Genomic DNA, 17,851 nt, shown 5'->3' with positions numbered 1-17,851 from the left:
GCCCGGTGGGGGCGCCGCCCGTCGGGGCGGTACCCCCACCCGTCGTGGCCCACCCGGGGGAGCGGCCTCCGATCAGGTGGCGGTCCGGCGAACCCGGCGTGACGCCCGCCCGTCGACCCGACGGGCGGACAGACTGCCGGAGGTCCGGTGACCTCACCCCCTCTGGAGGCTCCCATGCCCGACGCCGACAACGGCGCGTTCCCCGCGTTCTGCGCCCACACCCACCTGTTCCCCGGGTGCCGCTGCCGGGTCCGGGACCTGCCCGACCCCCAGGACTTCGCCTCCGACCCCAGCCCCGTGGGCCTGGGGCTGCGCTTCTCCGACGGTGTGGTCGCGGAGGCGGAGATCCTGGTGGCCGAGGCCGGGGACACCGTCCTGGCCGTACCGGAGTACACCACCGGCGCGGGCACCCAGCTGGGTGAACGCACCTGGTTCGTACGGGAGTTGCGGCCGGTCGGGGAGGAGGTGGAGCTGGTCCTGGGAGGCCGCTCGGACCCGTCCGGCGCCCGCTGAGGCGAGGTCGCTGCCCGGCCTGAGCCCCCGTCGGGCCCACGGCTCCACAGGGGGCGAGGCGCCGGCACGCGGAAGGCGGCGACCCGGTAGCCGGGCCGCCGCCTCCTTCCCGCGTACGGGTCTCCCCGCGTACGGGGAGTGGTGTGCGCCGGGCCCCACGACCGGCGCACACCACGTGTGTCACACCTTCTTGAGCATTCCCTCGATCTCGTCCAGGGCGCCGAGGGCGAAACGGTAGGTGCACATCGTGTAGTGCTTGATCGGGAAGGCCTTGTCCGCCTTCACCGCCGGGACGCCCTTCCACAGCTTGCTGTCCAGCAGGTCCTGGGTGGGCGGCGGGGGCTTCTCGTCGAACTGCACCGGGTAGATCAGGGCCGTGCAGTCGTCCAGCACCTCCAGCTGCTCGTAGCTCTTCTGCTGGAAGTCGGCGCTGCCGGCCTTGATGCCGGCGCCGATCTTCAGACCCAGGTCACGCATCACCGTCAGCAGCGGCCCGCCCAGCTGGAAGGTGCTCTTCTGCCCACCGCTGAGAATGGCCCACTTGCTGGTGGCGATCTGCTTGCGGTAGGTGGTCTTCAGCTCCTTGAGCCGGTCCTCGTACTTCTTCTTCTCCGCCTGGAGCCGGTCCTCACGGTTGACGGCCTTGGCCACCTTGGCGAGCTGCTCGTGCCACGCGGCGCCGCTGCGGCTCCAGTCGTAGTAGGCGACCGGGGCGATCTTGCGCAGGGCCTTGGTCTTCTCCCAGCTGAACTGATCGATGATCAGGTCGGGCTTGGCCGCGCCGACCGCCTGGGCGTTGGGCGTTCCGGGGGCACCGGTGGTCTTGACGCCCTTGAGCTTGTCGAAGATGTCCTCGGGCATCAGCAGCTTGTTGGCCGTGCCGTCGGGCATCCCGACCGGAACGAGGCCCAACTCCAGCAGCATGAAGGCGTCGTAGTTCCACGAGGCGATGACCCGCTCGGGGTTCTCGGGCACCTTGATGGTGCCCTTGTCCGTCTTGAGGCTGCGCTCCTTGTCGGAGTCCTTCGCCTCCCCCTTGTCATCGGACTCGCTCACGCCACAGGCGGACAGCGCCAACAGGGCCGCCGTTCCGGTGAGTCCTCCCAGGAATCGTCTCCGTCCCAAGGGGTCGGACATGCCACGTGAACGGGTCATGTTCACTCTCCTCCATCGTGCAGTTGTCTCGGTGCCCTGACGGACTCAGCCGCGGGCGAACAGGTAAGGCTTGCCTAACTTACAGGTTCCAAGCAAGATCTAGGGAGTCGACCGACACGAACAGCAGCGAGGAGTCCATCACGATGAGCGGGGCGTCGACCCACGAAGAGCGTTACCAAAGCCGCCGACCTGGGCAGCTACACGTGACGCGGGTACGGCGTGTGGACCGCGTCACACCCCGGATGGCCCGAATCACCTTCGGCAGCGAGGAGTTGACCGAGTTCCTCAGCAACGGAACCGACCAACACGTCGCCCTGTACTTCTACGAACCGGGAGTGGAGCTGCCCCGGCCCTTCACCACCGAGGCCGCCAAGCAGATCTACCCCCACGCCAAACCCAAACTGCGCCGCTACACCATCCGCTCCCACCGACCCGAACTCGGCGAGGTGGACATGGACTTCGTGCTGCACGGGGGCGACCAGCTCGCCTCCGGCTGGGCCGAGAAGGCGAAGGTGGGCGACGAGTCCATCTGGTTCGGCCCCTCACCGGCGTACCCGTTGGCCCACGACAGCGCCTGGACCGTCCTCGTCGGGGACGAGACCGCCCTCCCGGCCATCGCCGTGATGCTGGAACAGCTCCCCGAGGGCCACCCGGTACGGGTCCTCGTCGAGGTGGCCGACGCCGAGGAGGAACTGCCCCTGGCCACCCGCGCCGACGCCCAGGTGACCTGGCTGCACCGTCACCACCGCCCACACGGCGCCCTGTTGCTGGAACACGCCCCACGGCTCACCCTGCCGCCGGGGCGCGGCCGGGTGTGGGGGGCCGCCGAGCGTTCCGTGGTGCGCGAGCTGCGCCGGCACTTCGTACGGGACAAGGGGCTGGAGCGCTCCGACACCCACCTGACGGCCTACTGGACCCAGGGCGTGGCCCAGGACAGCGAGGACTGAACCGATGCCGACCGCCGCCCTCGACGGCATCGAGCTGCCCTACCAGGACACCGGCACCGGACCGCCGGTGGTCCTGGTCATGGGCACCGGCTCCACCGGCCGCGCCTGGCACCTGCACCAGGTGCCCGCCCTGGTGGACGCCGGCTACCGCGCCGTCACCTTCGACAACCGGGGCCTGCCGCCCAACGAGACGCCACCGGGCGGGGTGACCTTCGCCACCATGGCCGAGGACACCGCCCGGCTGATCGAACACCTCGACCTGGGCCCCTGCCGGATCGTCGGCCACTCCATGGGCGTCAACATCGTCGCCCAACTCCTGCTGACCAGGCCGGAGTTGGCCACCCAGGCGGTGCTGGTCGCCGGCCGGGCCAGGGTGGACCCGTTCGGCGCCGCCCTCAACCGCGCCGAGCGTGACCTGTACGACCAGCGCGTCCAACTCCCCGACAGCTACCGGGCGATGGTCACCGCCCTGCGCAACCTCGCGCCCGCCACCCTGCGGGACCCCGAGGCCGTGCGAAACTGGCTGGAGGTGTTCATGTACTCCCCACAGCCGACCGGTCCGGGCCCACGTGCCCAACTCGACCTGGACGACCACGAGGACCTCCGCCCCGCGTACGCCGCCATCACCACACCGGCGCTGTGCGTCGGGTTCGCGGACGACCTGGTCGTCCCACCCGGTGCCACCCGAGAACTCGCCGACACCCTGCCCGCCGCCCGCTACACCGAGATCAACGACTGCGGGCACTTCGGATACCTGGAACGCCCCACGGAGGTCAACGCGGCCATGCTCGACTTCTTCGACGGATGTGAGGCATGACGCGTCATCACACCACCGACTCCCCACCCGAGAAGAACCAGCCCGACCCCGCACCCTCCGAAGCGCCCACCACGCGTGACGGACTGCGGCTGCTGGCCTCCTGCCTGCGCGGGAACGCCGGCCGGATCGGCCTCGCCGTACTGGGCGGACTCTTCTACCAGGTCGCCCTGATCTCCCTGCCCAAGTGCATCGAGTGGGCCGTCGACCAGGGCATCGCCGACGAGGACTCCGGCAAGGTACTCAAGTGGGCCCTGGTGATCCTGTCGTTGAGCGTGGTCGCCATGGCCGGGGAGATGGTCCTCGGCTGGTTCTCCACCACCTCCGCCACCCTCCAGGGCAACCGCCTCTACATCGCCCTGGCCGACCGGGTCGCCGCCCTGGACTTCCGCTCCGTGAACCGCTTCGGCGAGGGCGACCTCGGAATGCGCGGCACCCGCGACGTGGACCTGGTGCGCTCCTGGCTGATGGGCTTCGGCTCCTTCGTCACCGGCGTGTTCGGCTTCGTGGTGATGATCGTGGCCATCGTGCTGCTCGACCCGCTGCTGGCCGTCGTCGGCCTGCTGTGCGTGCCCCCGCTGGTGTGGATCAACACCTACTGGTTCCCCAAGCGGTTCGGCAAGGTCAACACCGCGCTGTCCGCCGCCCACGGCAGCCGCGCCGACGCGGTCGAGGAACTGCTCTCTGCCAGCGCGGCGGTACGCGGACTGGGCGGCGAACCCGCCCTGGTGCGCCGTCACCACCGGCGCAGCGCCGACGTCACCGAACACACCCTCACCACCGCCCGGGTGTCGGCCAGTTGGGCCGCCCTGTCGCCCTTCGTCCCCGCCCTGGCCATCGGCATCGGCCTGTGCTTCGGCGGACTGGCCGTACTGCGCGGCACCATGCAGGTCGGCGGCATCGTCGCCTTCACCAGCTGGATGAGCATGTTGGTGCTGTGGGTCGGCGTGCTCACCCTGCGGCTGAGCCAGCTCAGCCAGGCCACCACCGCCGCCCGCCGGCTCCAGGAGGTGCTGCTGCCCACCCCCGACGAGCAGCCGCCGGGAGACCAACCACTGCCCGAGAACGGCGAGTTGGTCGCCGACGCGGTGACCGTACGTGCCGGGGACCGCACCGTGCTGGCCCCCACCAGCCTGGCCACCCGGCCCGGCCACATACTGGCCGTCACCGGCACCATGGCCAGCGGCAAGACCACCCTGCTCCGGGTGCTGGCAGGCCTCACCCCGCCCGACGGCGGCACCGTACGCTTCGCCGGCGTGCCCCTGGACCGGGCGGTGCCCGAGCAACTGCACCAGCGGGTGGCCTTCGTACCCCAGCGCCCGGTCACCCTCAGCGGCACCCTCGCCGACAACCTCCGCCTCGGCGCCGACTACGACGACGACCAACTGCGGGAGGCCTGCCGGCTGGCCGCCCTGGACGACTTCGTCGACTCGCTGCCCGACGGACTGGAGACCGAGGTCGGGGAGAAGGGCAACAGCCTCTCCGGCGGACAGCTCCAACGACTCGCGCTGGCCCGGGCGTTGCTGCGGCGACCGGCGGTGCTGCTGCTGGACGACGTGACCTCGGCCGTGGACGGCCAGACCGAGAGGACCATCGTGGAACGCCTCCGGCAGTGGTGCCAGGACAGCGCCATCGTCTGCGTCACCCACCGCCGACCCCTGCTGGAGGCCGCCGACCAGGTGCTCACCCTGGAGGGCGACCAGAGCCGGGACCGTACCGAGGAGAGGGTGAGCGCTCATGGCTGAACAGCCCGGACTGAGTGCCTCCCCGGACCAGAAGAGGGTGCTGCGGCGGGCCTGGCCCCACATGCGCCCCCACCGCCGGGGCATCATCGGCGCCCTGCTGCTCAGCGCGCTGGCCACCGCCACCACCGTGGCCGTACCGGCGCTGATCGGCGCGGCGGTGGACCAGCTGCTGGCCGAGAACCGCGCCGGACTGATGTGGGCGGTGGCCGGGGTCTGCGCGTTGGCGGTGCTGCGCCTGGTGGTCTTCCGCCAGTCGGAGATCCTGCTGACCACCGTCGGCGAGCGGGTGGTGCGGCACCTGCGTGACCTGGCGGTCCACCGCCTGTCCCGGGCGCCGCTGCGGTTCCTGGAGGCCCACCCCTCCGGCGACCTGTTGCGCCGTACCACGACCGAGATCGCCGACCTGGCCAACTTCGTACGCAGCCAGCTGCCGGAGGTCCTCACCGTCGGCGGGTACCTGCTGTTCACCACGGTGCTGCTGCTGGGGTACTCCCCGCTGCTGACCCTGGCGTTGCTGGTGGTGTTCGTACCGGCCGTGCTGTGGGTGCTGCGCACCTTCAAGCGGGCCGCCAACCCCGCGTTCGCCGCCGAGGCGGCCCGGGCCGGCGCGGTCGCCTCCACCTACCGCGAGCTGGTCACCTCCCGGGAGATGCTGCGCACCAGCGGCGGGCTGTCCTTCTGGCGTCAGCGGTTCCTGGCCGACAACGAACGGCGGTACCTGGCCGCCCGCCGTACCCAGAAGGCCCTGTTCCTGATCAGCCTCTCCCGGCTGGTGCAGGGCGCCACCACCGGCGTACTGCTGGTGTTCGGCGGCTGGTTGGCCTCGCGCGGCCACATCAGCGTGGGCACCGTGGTGGTGTTCGTGCTGGCCACCCGTCAACTCTTCGAGTCCGCCGCGCAGGCCTCCAACCTGGTCGGCCAGGCCCAGGTCTCCCTGGTCGGCCTGGCCCGACTGCTGGACCTGCTCCGGGTCACCGCCGAGGTGGGCGCCGACCCCGACGAGGTCCCCGCCCAGGACGGCGAGCGCCCGGAGCCCGAGGGCGAGCCGCGTACTTCCGAGCGCGGCACCCTGGAAGTGGTGGAGGTGGACTACTCCTACGTGGTGGGCAACGAGGTGCTGCACCATCTGTCGGTGACCGTCGAGCCGGGGGAGCGGATCGGCCTGGTCGGCCCCACCGGCGCCGGCAAGACCACCCTGGCGAAGCTGGTGTGCGGACTGTACGAGCCGGACGCCGGCTCCGTGCGGTACGACGGGGTGGACCTGCGGGAGCTGTCCCCGGCCGAACTGCGGCGCCGGATCGTCCTGGTGCCCCAGCGGGTCCACATGATCCACGGCACCCTGCTGGACAACCTGGCCCTGGTGCCCGGCGAGCCGGACCACGAGCGGGTGAGCGGGGCGGTGGAACGGCTGGGCCTCGGCGACTGGGTGGAGAGCCTGCCCGACGGCCTGCACACCCGGCTGGGCCGGGAGGAGGGGCAACTGTCGGCCGGGGAACTGCAGTTGATCGGTCTGGTACGGGCGGCCCTGGTGGACCCGGCGGTGCTGGTGCTGGACGAGGCCACCGCCGACATCGACCCGGAGACCGCCTGGCGACTGGAGACGGCCATCGACACCCTGCGCACCGACCGCACCCTGATCGTGATCGCCCACCGGGAGGCCACCATCGAGCGGCTGCCCAGGGTGGTGCGGCTGGACCACGGCTCGGTGCTGGCCACCAGCTGACCCGGGGCCGGCCCGCGTCGCCGACCGGGCCGGCCCGCTTCCCCGTGGCAGGGTGGCGGGGTAACCCCAGGTGCGGGTCGGACACCGGTGGCGGGACGCGTCCGGTGCCCCGGCGCGCGGAGAGGCAGGAGATCCCATGGCACCACAGCCGCTGTCGGAGTCGGAGCTGAACCAGGCCCTGGAGGGACTGCCGGGGTGGAGCGTCCAGGACGACCGGCTGACGCGGACCTACCACTTCCCCGGCCACCCACCGGCCGCCGCCATGGTGGCCCATGTGAGCGCCATCCAGGAGGAGTTGGGGCACCACGCCGACCAGACGCTCAGCTACAACACCCTGACCGTCTCGGTGAACACCCACAGCGTGGGCGGCCGGATCACCGCCCTGGACACCGGGCTGGCCGGACGGATCGAGGAGATCGCCCCGGGACACCGCGCCGAGTAGCCGGGGAGCGCGCACCAGGCACCACTGTGGCTCCACCGTTCGAAACCCTTCGAACGGTGGAGCCACAGCCATGGAAGGGGGTACGACGGAGGCCCGCCCGCCATCCCGCCGTACCCCCGGCCGAGGGGGTGGGCGCCGGTCGAGCCGACCCCCACCCGGCCCGGCGCGCCCGCCGGTCACGGCGGACGCCCGGACCTCCTCCACACCCGTGGGCCGCACCGGCGCGGAGGGGGACCTTCCTCACCACCGACCGCCCGGGGAACCGGGCGCCGGTGCCGAGGCGAGGGGAGGGCGCCCCGGGGGAGAGGGCCCCCGACAGCGGCAGCCGATCCGCTCCGGGGACGGGTCCGGGGCGCCCCGATCCGGGGCGTCAGCTCTTGGGCATCAGCACGGTGTCCACCAGGTACACGGTGGCGTTGGAGGTCTTCACGTCACCGCAGACGACCGAGGAGTTCCCGTTGACCTGGTAGCTGGTGCCCGAACCGGCCGTGGTGAGGCTGCTCTTGGCGAGCGTCGGGTACGAGCCCTTCTCCAGCTTCTTCGGGGTGAGCGGCTCGCCCACCACGTGGTAGGTGAGGACCTTCTTCAGGGCGGCCTTGTCCTTCATCAGCGCGTCCAGGTCCTTCTTCGGCACCTTGTCGAAGGCGTCGTTGGTCGGCGCGAACACGGTGATGTTCTCCGCGCTGTTGAGGGTGTCCACCAGGCCGGCCTTCTTCACCGCCCCGACCAGGGTGGACAGGGCCGGGTTGTTGCTGGCGGCGGTGGCCACCGGGTCCTCGGCCATCCCGTCGAAGCTGCCCTTGCCGTTCTTCGGTACGGAGGCGCAGCCGGGCCCGAAGGGCTTGTCGGCGGCCTTGTTCTGCTTCTGCCGGTCGGCCGAGGGCGAGCTGTCGCCCTTGCTCCCCGAGTCGTCGCCGTCGTCGGAGCAGGCGGTCAGCCCCAGGGGGAGCAGGACCACGGCGGCCAGGGCGGCGGCGCCGCGCAGTGCACGGTGGGTGTTCATGTCGTCTCCAGTGAAAGAGGGTGTGAACTCGCCGGAGGAACCGAGGAGTTCGGAGGGTTGGTGGACTCGGAACGCGAAAGCGGGGACGGCTAGGTCACGTCGACCACCACCGAATGCCTGCCGGTGGCACCGTCGGGCACGGTGCCCACCCGTCGGGCGGTCTGGGTGTCTCCCGACCGGTCGGTGGCCCGCACCTCCAGCCGGTGCGAGCCCCTGGTCGCCGGCCACTCCCACACCCACTGGCGCCAGGTGTCGACGCTGTCCTCCTCGGCGAGGTCCGCGCGGTGCCAGCGCCCCCCGTCGACCCGTACCTCGACCCGTTCCACGCCCCGGTGCTGCGCCCAGGCGACACCGGCCACCCGGACCGTGCCGGGACTCAACTCGGCCAGCGGCTTGGGGGTGTCGATACGGGACTGGGTCTTGACCGGTGCCCGACGACCCCAGCCCCGGCGTACCCAGTACACGTCGTAGGCGTCGAAGGTGGTCAGCTCCAGTTCCCGCAGCCACTTGCAGGCCGAGACGTAGCCGTACAGACCGGGGACCACCATCCGTACCGGGAAGCCGTGGGTGAACGGCAGCGGCCGGCCGTTCATCCCGACCGCGAGCATCGCGTCCCGGCCGTCCATGACCGTCTCCACCGGGGTGCCCAGGGTCATCCCGTCCTCGGAGCGGGCCACCAACTGGTCGGCCTCCCCGCCCCGGGACGGCGGTCGCACCCCCACCTGACGCAACAGGTCGGCCAGGGGCACCCCCAGCCAGCGGGCGTTGCCCACATAGGGGCCGCCGACCTGGTTGGAGACGCAGGTGAGGGTGATGTCCCGCTCGATCAGGTCCCGTCGCAGCAGGTCCTGGTAGGTGAGGGTGACCGGTTCGCGCACCCCGGTGCCGTGCAGGCGCAGCCGCCAGCCGTCGGGCTCGATCCGGGGCACCACCAGCGCGGTGTCCACCCGGTAGAAGTCCCGGCTCCGGGTGAGGAACCGGCTCACTCCCTCGACGCCCAGGTCCGCGCCCCGGGGGACGGGTGCCGCCCGGGAGGCCGGAGCGGGAAGCCGGATCGCCTCCCGGGCCCGTGCCGCCTCGGCCCCGCCGAGGCCCAGCAGCCGCCGGCCGGCCCAGAACCCGCCCACCGCCGCCGCTCCGGTGCCCCCGACGATCCACAGGAACCGCCGGCGGTCGGCCCGTTCGGCCCCGAGGCCGGGAGCGGTACGGCCCAGCCCGGGGGCCAGCCACCACAGGGTCAGGGCCCCGGCCACCGCGCCCGCCAGCGAGGGCAGCACGTCCGTGGCCTGGGCGGCGGGTCGTTCCCCGGCGGCCAGCGCGCCCACGGCGCCCAAAGCCAGCACCCCGAGGGAGGCGGCCGTACGGCGTCGCCGCGCCCACCAGCCCAGGGCCATAGCGAGGGCGGCGAGCACCACCACGATGCCCAGCTGGAGCACCAGCTTGTCCTGGGAGCCGAAGGTACGGACGGCGAAGTCCTTCACCGGGGCCGGCGTGCGGTCGATGACCGCCGCGCCCACCGCGTTCACCGGGCTGGCCTCGGCCCGGAACGCGGCACTCACCAACTCGGCGACCGCGAGGGCCACCGCCCCGGCGACCAGGCCCACGCTCGCCCGCAGCAGACCGTGCGCCAGACGTGCGCCCCGCCCGGCGGGGCTGTCGGTGTTCCTTCGCTGTGTCACGTACCGCATTCGGGCCGGGGGCCGGTGCGGATGGGTCTCTCAACCGAACGAGTGGAAATCCGTCGGTGAGCGCGGATCGGGTGCGTGGGTGACCCATCCACGGGCCCCACGGCTCCGAATGTTGCTCACAGGAGCCGCTGACCGACGACAGGAAGGGCCCGGATGAGCACCCCGAACCGTCAGCTCGCCGTGGTGGGGAGCGGGGTCGCCGGCCTGACGGCCGCCCACGTCCTCAGCAGGGCCGGCGAACGCCCGGACGTCACCCTCTTCGAGGCGGACGACCGGCTGGGCGGGCACGCGCACACCCACGAGGTCACCTCGACCGACGGCCGGACCCACCCGGTGGACTCCGGGTTCCTGGTGCACAACCGCCGCACCTACCCGTCACTGCTGCGGCTGTTCGACGAACTCGGCGTCACCACCCAGGAGTCGGAGATGAGCATGTCCGTCAGCTGTCAGGGCTGCGGACTGGAGTACGCCGGCGCCCGGGGCCTTCGGGGCCTGTTCCCCCGCCCCGACAACCTGCTGCGGGGCCGCTACCTGCGGATGCTCGCCGAGGTGCCACGCTTCCACCGCCGGGCCGCCCGTCTGCTGGCCGAACCCGGCCCCGCGACCCCCACCCTGGGGGAGTTCCTGCGCCGGGGACGGTTCTCCCCCTACTTCGTGGAGCACTTCGTCACCCCGCTGGTCTCGGCCGTGTGGTCCTGCGCTCCACGGGACGCCCCCCGCTACCCGGCCCGCTACCTCTTCCGGTTCCTGGACCACCACGGGATGCTCGGGGTCACCGGCTCGCCCCGCTGGCGGACCGTGACCGGGGGCTCGCGGGAGTACGTACGGCGGGTGGCCAAACAGCTGACATCGGTACGCACCGGCACGCCGGTGCGTACGGTGCGGCTGCTGGACGGGGCACCCCGGCACGGGGTGGAGCTGACCACCGACCAGGGCGCCGAACGGTTCGACGCGGTGGTCATCGCCACCCACCCCGACCAGGCACTGGCCCTGCGGCACGTGCCCACCGACGCCGAACGCGAGGTGCTGGGCGCCTTCCGCTACTCGCCCAACCCCACCGTGCTGCACACCGACCCCTCGCCCCTGCCCCGTTCGGCCGGCGCCCGCGCCTCCTGGAACGTGACCCTGCCCTCCTGTCGCGTCCCCACCGACCGGGTCCGGGTCAGCTACCACCTCAACCGGCTGCAACGCCTGGACACCCCCGAGCAGTGGGTGGTCTCTCTGAACGAGGGCGAACACCTCGACCCGGCGCGGGTGGTGGCCCGGATGACCTACCACCACCCCCTCTACACCCCCGAGTCGGTGGCCGCCCAGGAGCGGCTGCCGGAACTCAACGGCCCCCGCCTCGCCTACGCCGGCGCCTACCACGGATGGGGCTTCCACGAGGACGGCTGCCGCTCCGGTGTGGAGGCCGCCCGCGCCCTGGGGGTGCGGTGGTGAGCGTCCACACCCGGCGGAGACCGGGCCGGGCCCGGGCGGAGCGGCGGCAAACCACCCCCGCGCTGTACCCCTGCGTGGTCGCCCACACCCGCACCACGCCGGTGGCCCACTCCTTCCGCCAGCGCGGCTACCTGTGGCTGGTCGACCTCGACCAACTCCCCGCCCTCCCACGGTGGTTGGCGCCCCTGGCCCGCTTCGACCCGCGTGACCACCTCGGCGGTGACGCCCCCACCCTCCGCGCCGGACTGGACCGGCTGCTGGCCGAGCGGGGCGAGCCGGTGCCGGACGGGCCGGTGTGGATGCTGGCGCAGGCCCGGGTGTTCGGCCACGTCTTCAACCCCCTGACCGTCTACTGGTGCCACCGCGCCGACGGCGCACTGGCCTGTGTGGTGGCCGAGGTGCACAACACCTACGGGCAGCGACACAGCTACCTGCTCCACCCCGACGAACGGGGGCGGGCCGAGGCCGACAAGGAGTTCTACGTCTCGCCCTTCTACCCGGTCGCCGGTCGCTACCGGATGAGCCTGCCGCCCCCTGGGCGGCGGCTGTCGCTCACCGTGACCCTGCACCCGCCCGAGGGGGCACCGTTCGTCGCGACCGTACGCGGCCACCGGCGGGACGCCACGCTGGCCCACCTCCTCGCCCTCGCCGCGACCCGGCCGCTGTCCACCCTCGCGGTCTCCCTCGGCATCCGCCTGCACGGAATCCGGCTGTACCTGCGCGGGCTGCCGGTGGTGCCCCGGCCGCCCCACCGCCCCGAGGCACCCGACCACTCCGGCCCCGTCGACCCCCCGAACCCGACCGCGACCGTCCCCAGGAAAGGTGTGGAGTGAGCGAGTCAGCGACGATGCCCACGGTGGACGCGGAACGCTGGCCCGAGGTGGCCGCCGTCCCCCGCTGCTCCGCCCTGCGGGCCGAGGTCACCGCCCGGGTCGTACGCCGGACCCTGGACCGGCTGCCGATGTGGGTGCTGCTCCCCGACGGCTCCCGGCTGGGACGCGGCGGACCGGTGTGGGAGCTGCGGGACCCGGACGCCTTCCACCGCCGCCTCGGTCGGGACGGGCTGATCGGCTTCGGCGAGTCCTACATGGCCGGTGAGTGGGAGGCCGAGGACCTGGTGGGCGTGCTGGAGGTGTTCGCCGACCAGGTCACCGAACTGGTACCGCCCGCCCTGCGCCGACTGCGCCGGCTGTGGGCCCGCCGACCCCCGGCCACCCAGCGCAACAGCCGGGCCGGGTCGCGGCGGAACATCCACCGCCACTACGACCTGTCCAACGAACTGTTCGCCCTGTTCCTGGACGAGACCCTCAGCTACTCGGCTGCCCTCTTCCGGTCCCTGCCCGCCCGGCCGGAACTCCTGGCCGACGCCCAGCGACGCAAGGTCGACGCCCTGCTGGACCTGGCCGAAGTCGGCCCCGGCACCCGCCTGTTGGAGATCGGCACCGGCTGGGGGCAGCTCGCCCTCCAGGCCGCCCGACGCGGCGCCCGGGTCACCACGGTCACCCTGTCCGAGGAGCAGCGCGCCCTCGCCCGGCGCCGGCTGGCCGAGGCCGGGGTGGCCGACCGGGTCAGCGTGGAACTACGCGACTACCGCGACACCACCGGACGGTACGACGCCGTGGTCAGCGTCGAGATGATCGAGGCCGTCGGCGAGGACTACTGGCCCACCTACTTCCGCACCCTGGACCAGCGGCTGGAACCCGGAGGCCGGGTCGCCCTCCAGGCCATCACCATGCCGCACGACCGGCTGCGGGAGACCCGGGGCACCTTCACCTGGATCCAGAAGTACGTCTTCCCCGGCGGCCTGCTGCCCTCGACGACCGCGATCGAGGAGAACCTCGCCCGCCACACCGGCCTGCGGCTGACCGCGCAGACCGGCTACGGACCGCACTACGCCGAGACCCTCCGGCTGTGGCGCGAGCGGTTCGCCGCCCACGCCGACGAGGTGGCCGCCCTCGGCTTCGACCACACCTTCCGCAGGATGTGGAACCTCTACCTCGCCTACTCCGAGGCCGGGTTCCGCTCCCGGTACCTCGACGTACGCCAACTCCAGCTCACCAAGGAGGAGTTCACCCGGTGAAGCCGATCGCCCCCCGACTGGAACCCCTGTTGCGGCAACTCTTCGACGGGCCGCCGCCCTTCCGGCTCCGCGCCTGGGACGGCAGCCACACCGGCCCCCCGGACGGGGTCACCGTGGTGCTCCGTACCCCCCGGGCGCTGCGGCGACTGCTGTGGCAGCCCGGCGAGGTCGGCCTCGCCCAGGCCTACGCCAGCGGCGACCTCGACGTGGAGGGCGACGCGGGCACAGGCCTGCGCGAGGGACTGCGCACCCTGTGGCGGTCGGCCCGGGAGAGAGCGCTCACCCCACCGCGTATGGGCGTCACCGACCGGGCCCGGGCCGCCACCCTGCTGGTCCGCCTCGGCGCGGCCGGTCCCCGTCCCGCCGACCCCGGGGCGCCCCGGGCCAGGCAGCGCGGCCCGCTGCACAGCACCGACCGCGACCGGGCCGCCATCAGCCACCACTACGACCTGTCCAACGACTTCTACACACTGCTGCTGGACCCGACCATGGCGTACTCCTGCGCCTACTGGACCCGCCCACCCTCCGCCGACTACCAACTGGCCGACGCCCAGCGCGACAAACTCCGGCTGATCTGCCGCAAGTTGAGGCTGCGGGAGGGCGACCGGCTGCTGGACCTGGGGTGCGGCTGGGGCTCGCTCACCCTGTACGCCGCCGCCGAGTACGGGGCGCGGGTCACCGCCGTCACCCTCTCCGCCGAACAGGCCGCCCACGTCCGTGCCCGGGTGCGGGAGGAACGGCTTGAGGACCGGGTCGAGGTACGGCTGTGCCACTACCGCGAACTGGCCGACGGCGGCTTCGACGCGGTGGCCACCGTGGAGATGGGCGAGCACGTCGGCGAGGAGTACCCGCACTTCGCCCGTACCCTGCACGCCATGCTGCGCCCCCGGGGACGACTGCTGGTGCAGCAGATGTCCCGGGGCCCACACGCCGCGCCCGGAGGCGGCCCCTTCATCGAGACCTTCATCGCCCCCGACATGAGGATGCGACCCCTGGGCGCCACGGTGGCGCTGCTGGAGGACGCCGGCCTGGAGGTACGGGCCACCGAGTCCCTGCGCGAGGACTACGTCCACACCGTCCACGCCTGGCACCGCACCCTGGAGGAACGCTGGGACAAGGTGGTGTCCCTGGTCGGAGAGGAGACCGCCCGGGTGTGGCGGCTGTACCTGGTCGGCGGCGCCCTCGCCTTCGAACAGCGCAGGATGGGCGTCGACCAGATCCTCGCCCGGCGCCCCACCCCCGACGGCGACGACGGCCCGCCCCCACGCCCCGCCGACTGGTACGGAGACCACCGTGACTGACCTTCCCTGGGGCGCCCTCGCCCTCAGCCTGGGCGCCACCGCGCTGGCCGTGGCCGCCCTGATGCTCACCACCTTCGCCCTCGGCCAGCGCCGGGGCACCCACCGACTGGTCGACGTCGCCTGGGGCCTGGGCTTCACCACCACGGCCGTGGTCGCCTGCGCGGCCACCGTCGGCCACGGCGACCCGCTGCGCCGGACCCTGGTGGTGGTCCTCACCGCCGCCTGGGGGCTGCGGCTGGCCGCCCACATCGCCCGACGGGGCCGGGGCAAGGGCGAGGACCCCCGCTACGAGCGGATGCTGTCCAAGGCCCCCGGCGACCCCCGCTGGTACGCCCTGCGGATGGTGTACGGACTCCAGGGGCTGCTGGTGATGGTGGTGTCCCTGCCGCTCCAGCTCGCCGTCGTCCTGCCCCAACCCGTGGGCGTGCTCGACTGGTTGGGCGTGGCGCTGTGGGCCGTGGGGCTGGGCTTCGAGGCGGTCGGCGACCGCCAGCTGAGCGCCTTCAAGGCCGACCCCGCCCACAAGGGCCGCATCATGGATCAGGGCCTGTGGCGCTACACCCGCCACCCCAACTACTTCGGCGACTTCACCGTCTGGTGGGGCCTGTACCTGCTGGCCTGCGCCCAGCTCGGCTCCGCCGCCCTGGCCCTGGTCTCCCCGCTGGTGATGAGCGGGCTGCTGGTGTTCGGCAGCGGCAAGCGGCTGCTGGAGCGGCAGATGAGCCAGCGCCCCGGATACGCCGAGTACGCGGCCCGCACCAGCGGCTTCTTCCCGCTGCCGCCCAGGAAGACCGACACCAACAGCCCCTCGGGCGGGGTCAGTTGAGGCCCCGGGCCCGCTCGAAGCGGGCCCGCCCGGAGTCCAGGTCCACCAGTGGCTCGGGGTAGTCCAGGGCGGCCCGTTCCTTGCCGGGCAGCCGCCAGGGCCGGTGCACCGCCGACCCCTCCACCCCGGCCAGCTCCGGCACCCAGGCGCGGACGTAGGCGCCGTCGGGGTCGAACCTCCGCGCCTGGGTCAGCGGGTTGAGCACCCGGTTGGGGCGGGTGTCGGTACCGGTGCCGGCCACCCACTGCCAGTTCATCTGGTTGTTGGCCACGTCCCCGTCCACCAGCCAGTCCAGGAAGTGCCGGGCACCCACCCGCCAGTCCACGTACAGCGTCTTGGTCAGGAAGCTCGCCACCAGCATCCGCGCCCGGTTGTGTATCCACCCCTCGTGCAGCAACTGCCGCATCGCCGCGTCCACCAGGGGGAAACCGGTACGCCCCTGCCGCCAGGCCTCCACCTCCCCGGAGTCCAGCCGCCAACGGTCGCCCCGGGAGCGGTAGTCGGACCAGGAGCACTCCGGCCGCGCGGCCAGCACCTGGTGGTGGAAGTCCCGCCAGGCCAGCTGCCGTACGAACGCCTCCGGGCCGGCCCCCTCCCGCTGGCCGGCCGCCGTCGCCAGCTCCACCGGGGACAGCGCCCCGAAGTGCAGGTAGGGCGACAGCCGGGAGGTGCCGTCCCGGGCCAGGTCGTCCTGGAGCCGGTCGTAGTCGTCGACTCCCCCCTTCCGCCAGGCGTCCCACAGCTTCCGCCCGGCCCGTTCGCCCCCCTCGGCCAGCCCGGCCGAGACGCCGGACCGCTCGCGGGCGGGCGGCTTCGTACCCCGGACGGTGGGCACCGTCACGGACTTCGGCGCCGGCAGCGGGTCCCGGACGCGCACCGACCGCCACTTGCGCCAGTAGGGGGTGAAGACCGCGTAGTGGTCGCGCCCCTGCGGGGTGACCTCTCCGGGCGGTACCACGGTCTGCACCGACTCGTGCACCCGCAGGGCGCACCCCAGGGGCTCCAGCCGCTCGCGTAGCCGGCGCTCGCGCGCCAGCGCGTAGCCGCTGCCGCCGGCCGCGAGGTGCACCGAACCGGCGTCCACCGCCCGGACCACGTCCACCACCTCGTCCACCACCGGGCCCCGGCGCACCACCAGGCGGCCACCCCGTTCGCGCAGACCACGGTCCAGGTCGTGGAGGCAGTCGGCCAGGAACGCCCTGCGGTTGGCACAGGCGAACCCGGTCGACTCCAGATCCGTGTCCCGCACGAACAGCGGCACCACCTCCTCCGCCGCGTCCAGCGCCGCGACAAGCGGCGGATGGTCGGTCAACCTCAGGTCACTGGTGAACAGCACCACGGAGGTGGAAGTCACCCGCTCACGCTCCTCGCTCGTGTCTCGCTCATGCCTTCGGCAACTCCATCCGGGCCACCGGGTCGGAGGTGGGCCGCTGCGAACCCCCGGTGGGCTCGACCGTGATGCCCATCCCGGAAGCACCGCCCACCGGCCCCTCCATCAGTACCGCGCCGGAGTCGGTGTCACCCGGCATCAACCCGGCCGGGCGCATCGCGCCGCCGTCCTCGAACCACAGCTGGTAGACCTTGCCCCGGGGCGGTGCGCCCATCCCGGACGCCAGGAAGACCGCGCGGTCCTGCTTCCGGGAGACCACCACGGTGGCCCTGGCCCCGCCCGGCAGCCGGTGGCTGGGGGAGACCCTGGCGTCGTCCGCCGACAGCACCCGCGCCATCCGTTCCGAACGTTGCTCGGCCCGCTGACTCCGCTGCTCGGCCTCCCGCGCCCGGTCGTACTGCCACACCGCCACACCGCCCAGCCCGACGGCGCCGGCCACACAGGCGGCCAGCACCAGCCGGCTCACCCTCCAGGCCCGGGTCGACCGTGGGGGCACCGTACGGCTGGTCCGCTCCCGGGTGGTGTGCGGCGGCTCCTGGCGCACCGCACTGATCCCGCGCAGCACCCGCTCGCGCATCCCCTCCGGCGGGGTCACCGCCACCGCCAGGCCCAACCGCTCGGCGGTGGCGGTGAGTTCGGCCACCTCGCGGGCACAGGCGGCGCAGTCGGCCAGGTGCCGTTCGAACTCCTCACGCTCCGGCTCGGGCAACGCGTGGACGGCGTAGGCCCCGGTGAGGGTGTGCAGTTCGGCGTCGCCTCTCACACGCTCACCCCCAGGCAGTCC

Annotated in this window: 16 protein-coding genes; 11 read left to right on the top strand and 5 right to left on the bottom strand. The window is 72.8% G+C overall.

Annotated features, from left to right (window positions below):
- The first annotated feature begins 174 nt into the window (after positions 1-174).
- Positions 175-513, top strand: coding sequence for a hypothetical protein (locus tag ABZT14_RS15840; RefSeq protein ID WP_356302123.1), 339 nt, complete (start codon positions 175-177; stop codon positions 511-513).
- A 180-nt stretch (positions 514-693) separates the two neighbouring features.
- On the opposite strand, the gene ABZT14_RS15835 is transcribed toward ABZT14_RS15840, so the two are convergent.
- Complete coding sequence (locus ABZT14_RS15835; protein ID WP_356302120.1) at positions 694-1,668, bottom strand: ABC transporter substrate-binding protein; 975 nt, start codon at positions 1,666-1,668, stop codon at positions 694-696.
- A 143-nt stretch (positions 1,669-1,811) separates the two neighbouring features.
- On the opposite strand from ABZT14_RS15835, the gene ABZT14_RS15830 reads away from it, so the two are divergent.
- The 5 genes from ABZT14_RS15830 (at position 1,812) to ABZT14_RS15810 (ending at position 7,339) form a co-directional block, all read left to right on the top strand.
- Complete coding sequence (locus tag ABZT14_RS15830) at positions 1,812-2,615, top strand: siderophore-interacting protein (protein WP_356302117.1); 804 nt, start codon at positions 1,812-1,814, stop codon at positions 2,613-2,615.
- A gap of 4 nt (positions 2,616-2,619) precedes the next feature.
- Positions 2,620-3,432: an alpha/beta hydrolase gene (locus ABZT14_RS15825; RefSeq protein ID WP_356302114.1), complete on the top strand. Its 813-nt coding sequence runs from the start codon at positions 2,620-2,622 to the stop codon at positions 3,430-3,432.
- Entirely contained in the window at positions 3,429-5,174 is a 1,746-nt protein-coding gene (locus ABZT14_RS15820; RefSeq protein WP_356302111.1) for an ABC transporter ATP-binding protein, read from the top strand. The genes ABZT14_RS15825 and ABZT14_RS15820 overlap by 4 nt, the downstream gene beginning before the upstream one ends.
- Positions 5,167-6,897: an ABC transporter ATP-binding protein gene (locus tag ABZT14_RS15815; protein WP_356302108.1), complete on the top strand. Its 1,731-nt coding sequence runs from the start codon at positions 5,167-5,169 to the stop codon at positions 6,895-6,897. The genes ABZT14_RS15820 and ABZT14_RS15815 overlap by 8 nt, the downstream gene beginning before the upstream one ends.
- Before the next feature lie 136 nt (positions 6,898-7,033).
- On the top strand, positions 7,034-7,339 hold the full coding sequence (locus ABZT14_RS15810) for a 4a-hydroxytetrahydrobiopterin dehydratase (protein ID WP_356302105.1): 306 nt from the start codon (positions 7,034-7,036) through the stop codon (positions 7,337-7,339).
- A gap of 370 nt (positions 7,340-7,709) precedes the next feature.
- Here the strand turns inward: ABZT14_RS15810 and ABZT14_RS15805 are convergent, their stop codons facing one another.
- Both ABZT14_RS15805 and ABZT14_RS15800 read right to left on the bottom strand, forming a co-directional pair.
- Entirely contained in the window at positions 7,710-8,342 is a 633-nt protein-coding gene (locus ABZT14_RS15805; protein WP_356302102.1) for a fasciclin domain-containing protein, read from the bottom strand.
- An 89-nt stretch (positions 8,343-8,431) separates the two neighbouring features.
- The gene (locus ABZT14_RS15800) at positions 8,432-10,030 is read right to left on the bottom strand and encodes a molybdopterin-dependent oxidoreductase (protein ID WP_356302099.1); all 1,599 of its coding nucleotides are present in this window, start codon (positions 10,028-10,030) and stop codon (positions 8,432-8,434) included.
- Between the two features lie 153 nt (positions 10,031-10,183).
- Here ABZT14_RS15800 and ABZT14_RS15795 point away from each other — a divergent pair, with 153 nt between their 5' ends.
- The 5 genes from ABZT14_RS15795 (at position 10,184) to ABZT14_RS15775 (ending at position 15,677) form a co-directional block, all read left to right on the top strand.
- The gene (locus tag ABZT14_RS15795; protein WP_356302096.1) at positions 10,184-11,470 is read left to right on the top strand and encodes an FAD-dependent oxidoreductase; all 1,287 of its coding nucleotides are present in this window, start codon (positions 10,184-10,186) and stop codon (positions 11,468-11,470) included.
- Between the two features lie 62 nt (positions 11,471-11,532).
- Positions 11,533-12,303 carry a DUF1365 domain-containing protein gene (locus tag ABZT14_RS15790; RefSeq protein ID WP_356302278.1) on the top strand — a complete coding sequence of 257 codons (771 nt, stop codon included), beginning with the start codon at positions 11,533-11,535 and terminating at the stop codon, positions 12,301-12,303.
- Positions 12,304-12,317: 14 nt separating this feature from the next.
- Complete coding sequence (locus tag ABZT14_RS15785; RefSeq protein WP_356302275.1) at positions 12,318-13,550, top strand: cyclopropane-fatty-acyl-phospholipid synthase family protein; 1,233 nt, start codon at positions 12,318-12,320, stop codon at positions 13,548-13,550.
- Positions 13,547-14,851: a cyclopropane-fatty-acyl-phospholipid synthase family protein gene (locus ABZT14_RS15780; RefSeq protein ID WP_356302093.1), complete on the top strand. Its 1,305-nt coding sequence runs from the start codon at positions 13,547-13,549 to the stop codon at positions 14,849-14,851. Before ABZT14_RS15785 ends, ABZT14_RS15780 begins: the two co-directional genes overlap by 4 nt.
- Entirely contained in the window at positions 14,844-15,677 is an 834-nt protein-coding gene (locus tag ABZT14_RS15775) for a DUF1295 domain-containing protein (protein WP_356302091.1), read from the top strand. The genes ABZT14_RS15780 and ABZT14_RS15775 overlap by 8 nt, the downstream gene beginning before the upstream one ends.
- Here ABZT14_RS15775 and ABZT14_RS15770 read toward each other — a convergent pair.
- Together ABZT14_RS15770 and ABZT14_RS15765 are read right to left on the bottom strand one after the other, a co-directional pair.
- The gene (locus tag ABZT14_RS15770; protein ID WP_356302088.1) at positions 15,670-17,031 is read right to left on the bottom strand and encodes a deoxyribodipyrimidine photo-lyase; all 1,362 of its coding nucleotides are present in this window, start codon (positions 17,029-17,031) and stop codon (positions 15,670-15,672) included. The two genes, ABZT14_RS15775 and ABZT14_RS15770, sit on opposite strands and share 8 nt — an antisense overlap.
- A gap of 28 nt (positions 17,032-17,059) precedes the next feature.
- The gene (locus tag ABZT14_RS15765; protein ID WP_356302085.1) at positions 17,060-17,830 is read right to left on the bottom strand and encodes an anti-sigma factor; all 771 of its coding nucleotides are present in this window, start codon (positions 17,828-17,830) and stop codon (positions 17,060-17,062) included.
- Positions 17,831-17,851 lie beyond the last annotated feature (21 nt).

The organism is Streptomyces sp. NPDC005438 (genome assembly GCF_040606315.1).
In the GTDB taxonomy this organism is placed as follows: Bacteria; Actinomycetota; Actinomycetes; order Streptomycetales; family Streptomycetaceae; genus Streptomyces.
The sequence above is the reverse complement of the archived record's forward strand: the minus strand, read 5'-3'. Positions and strand labels throughout refer to the sequence as shown.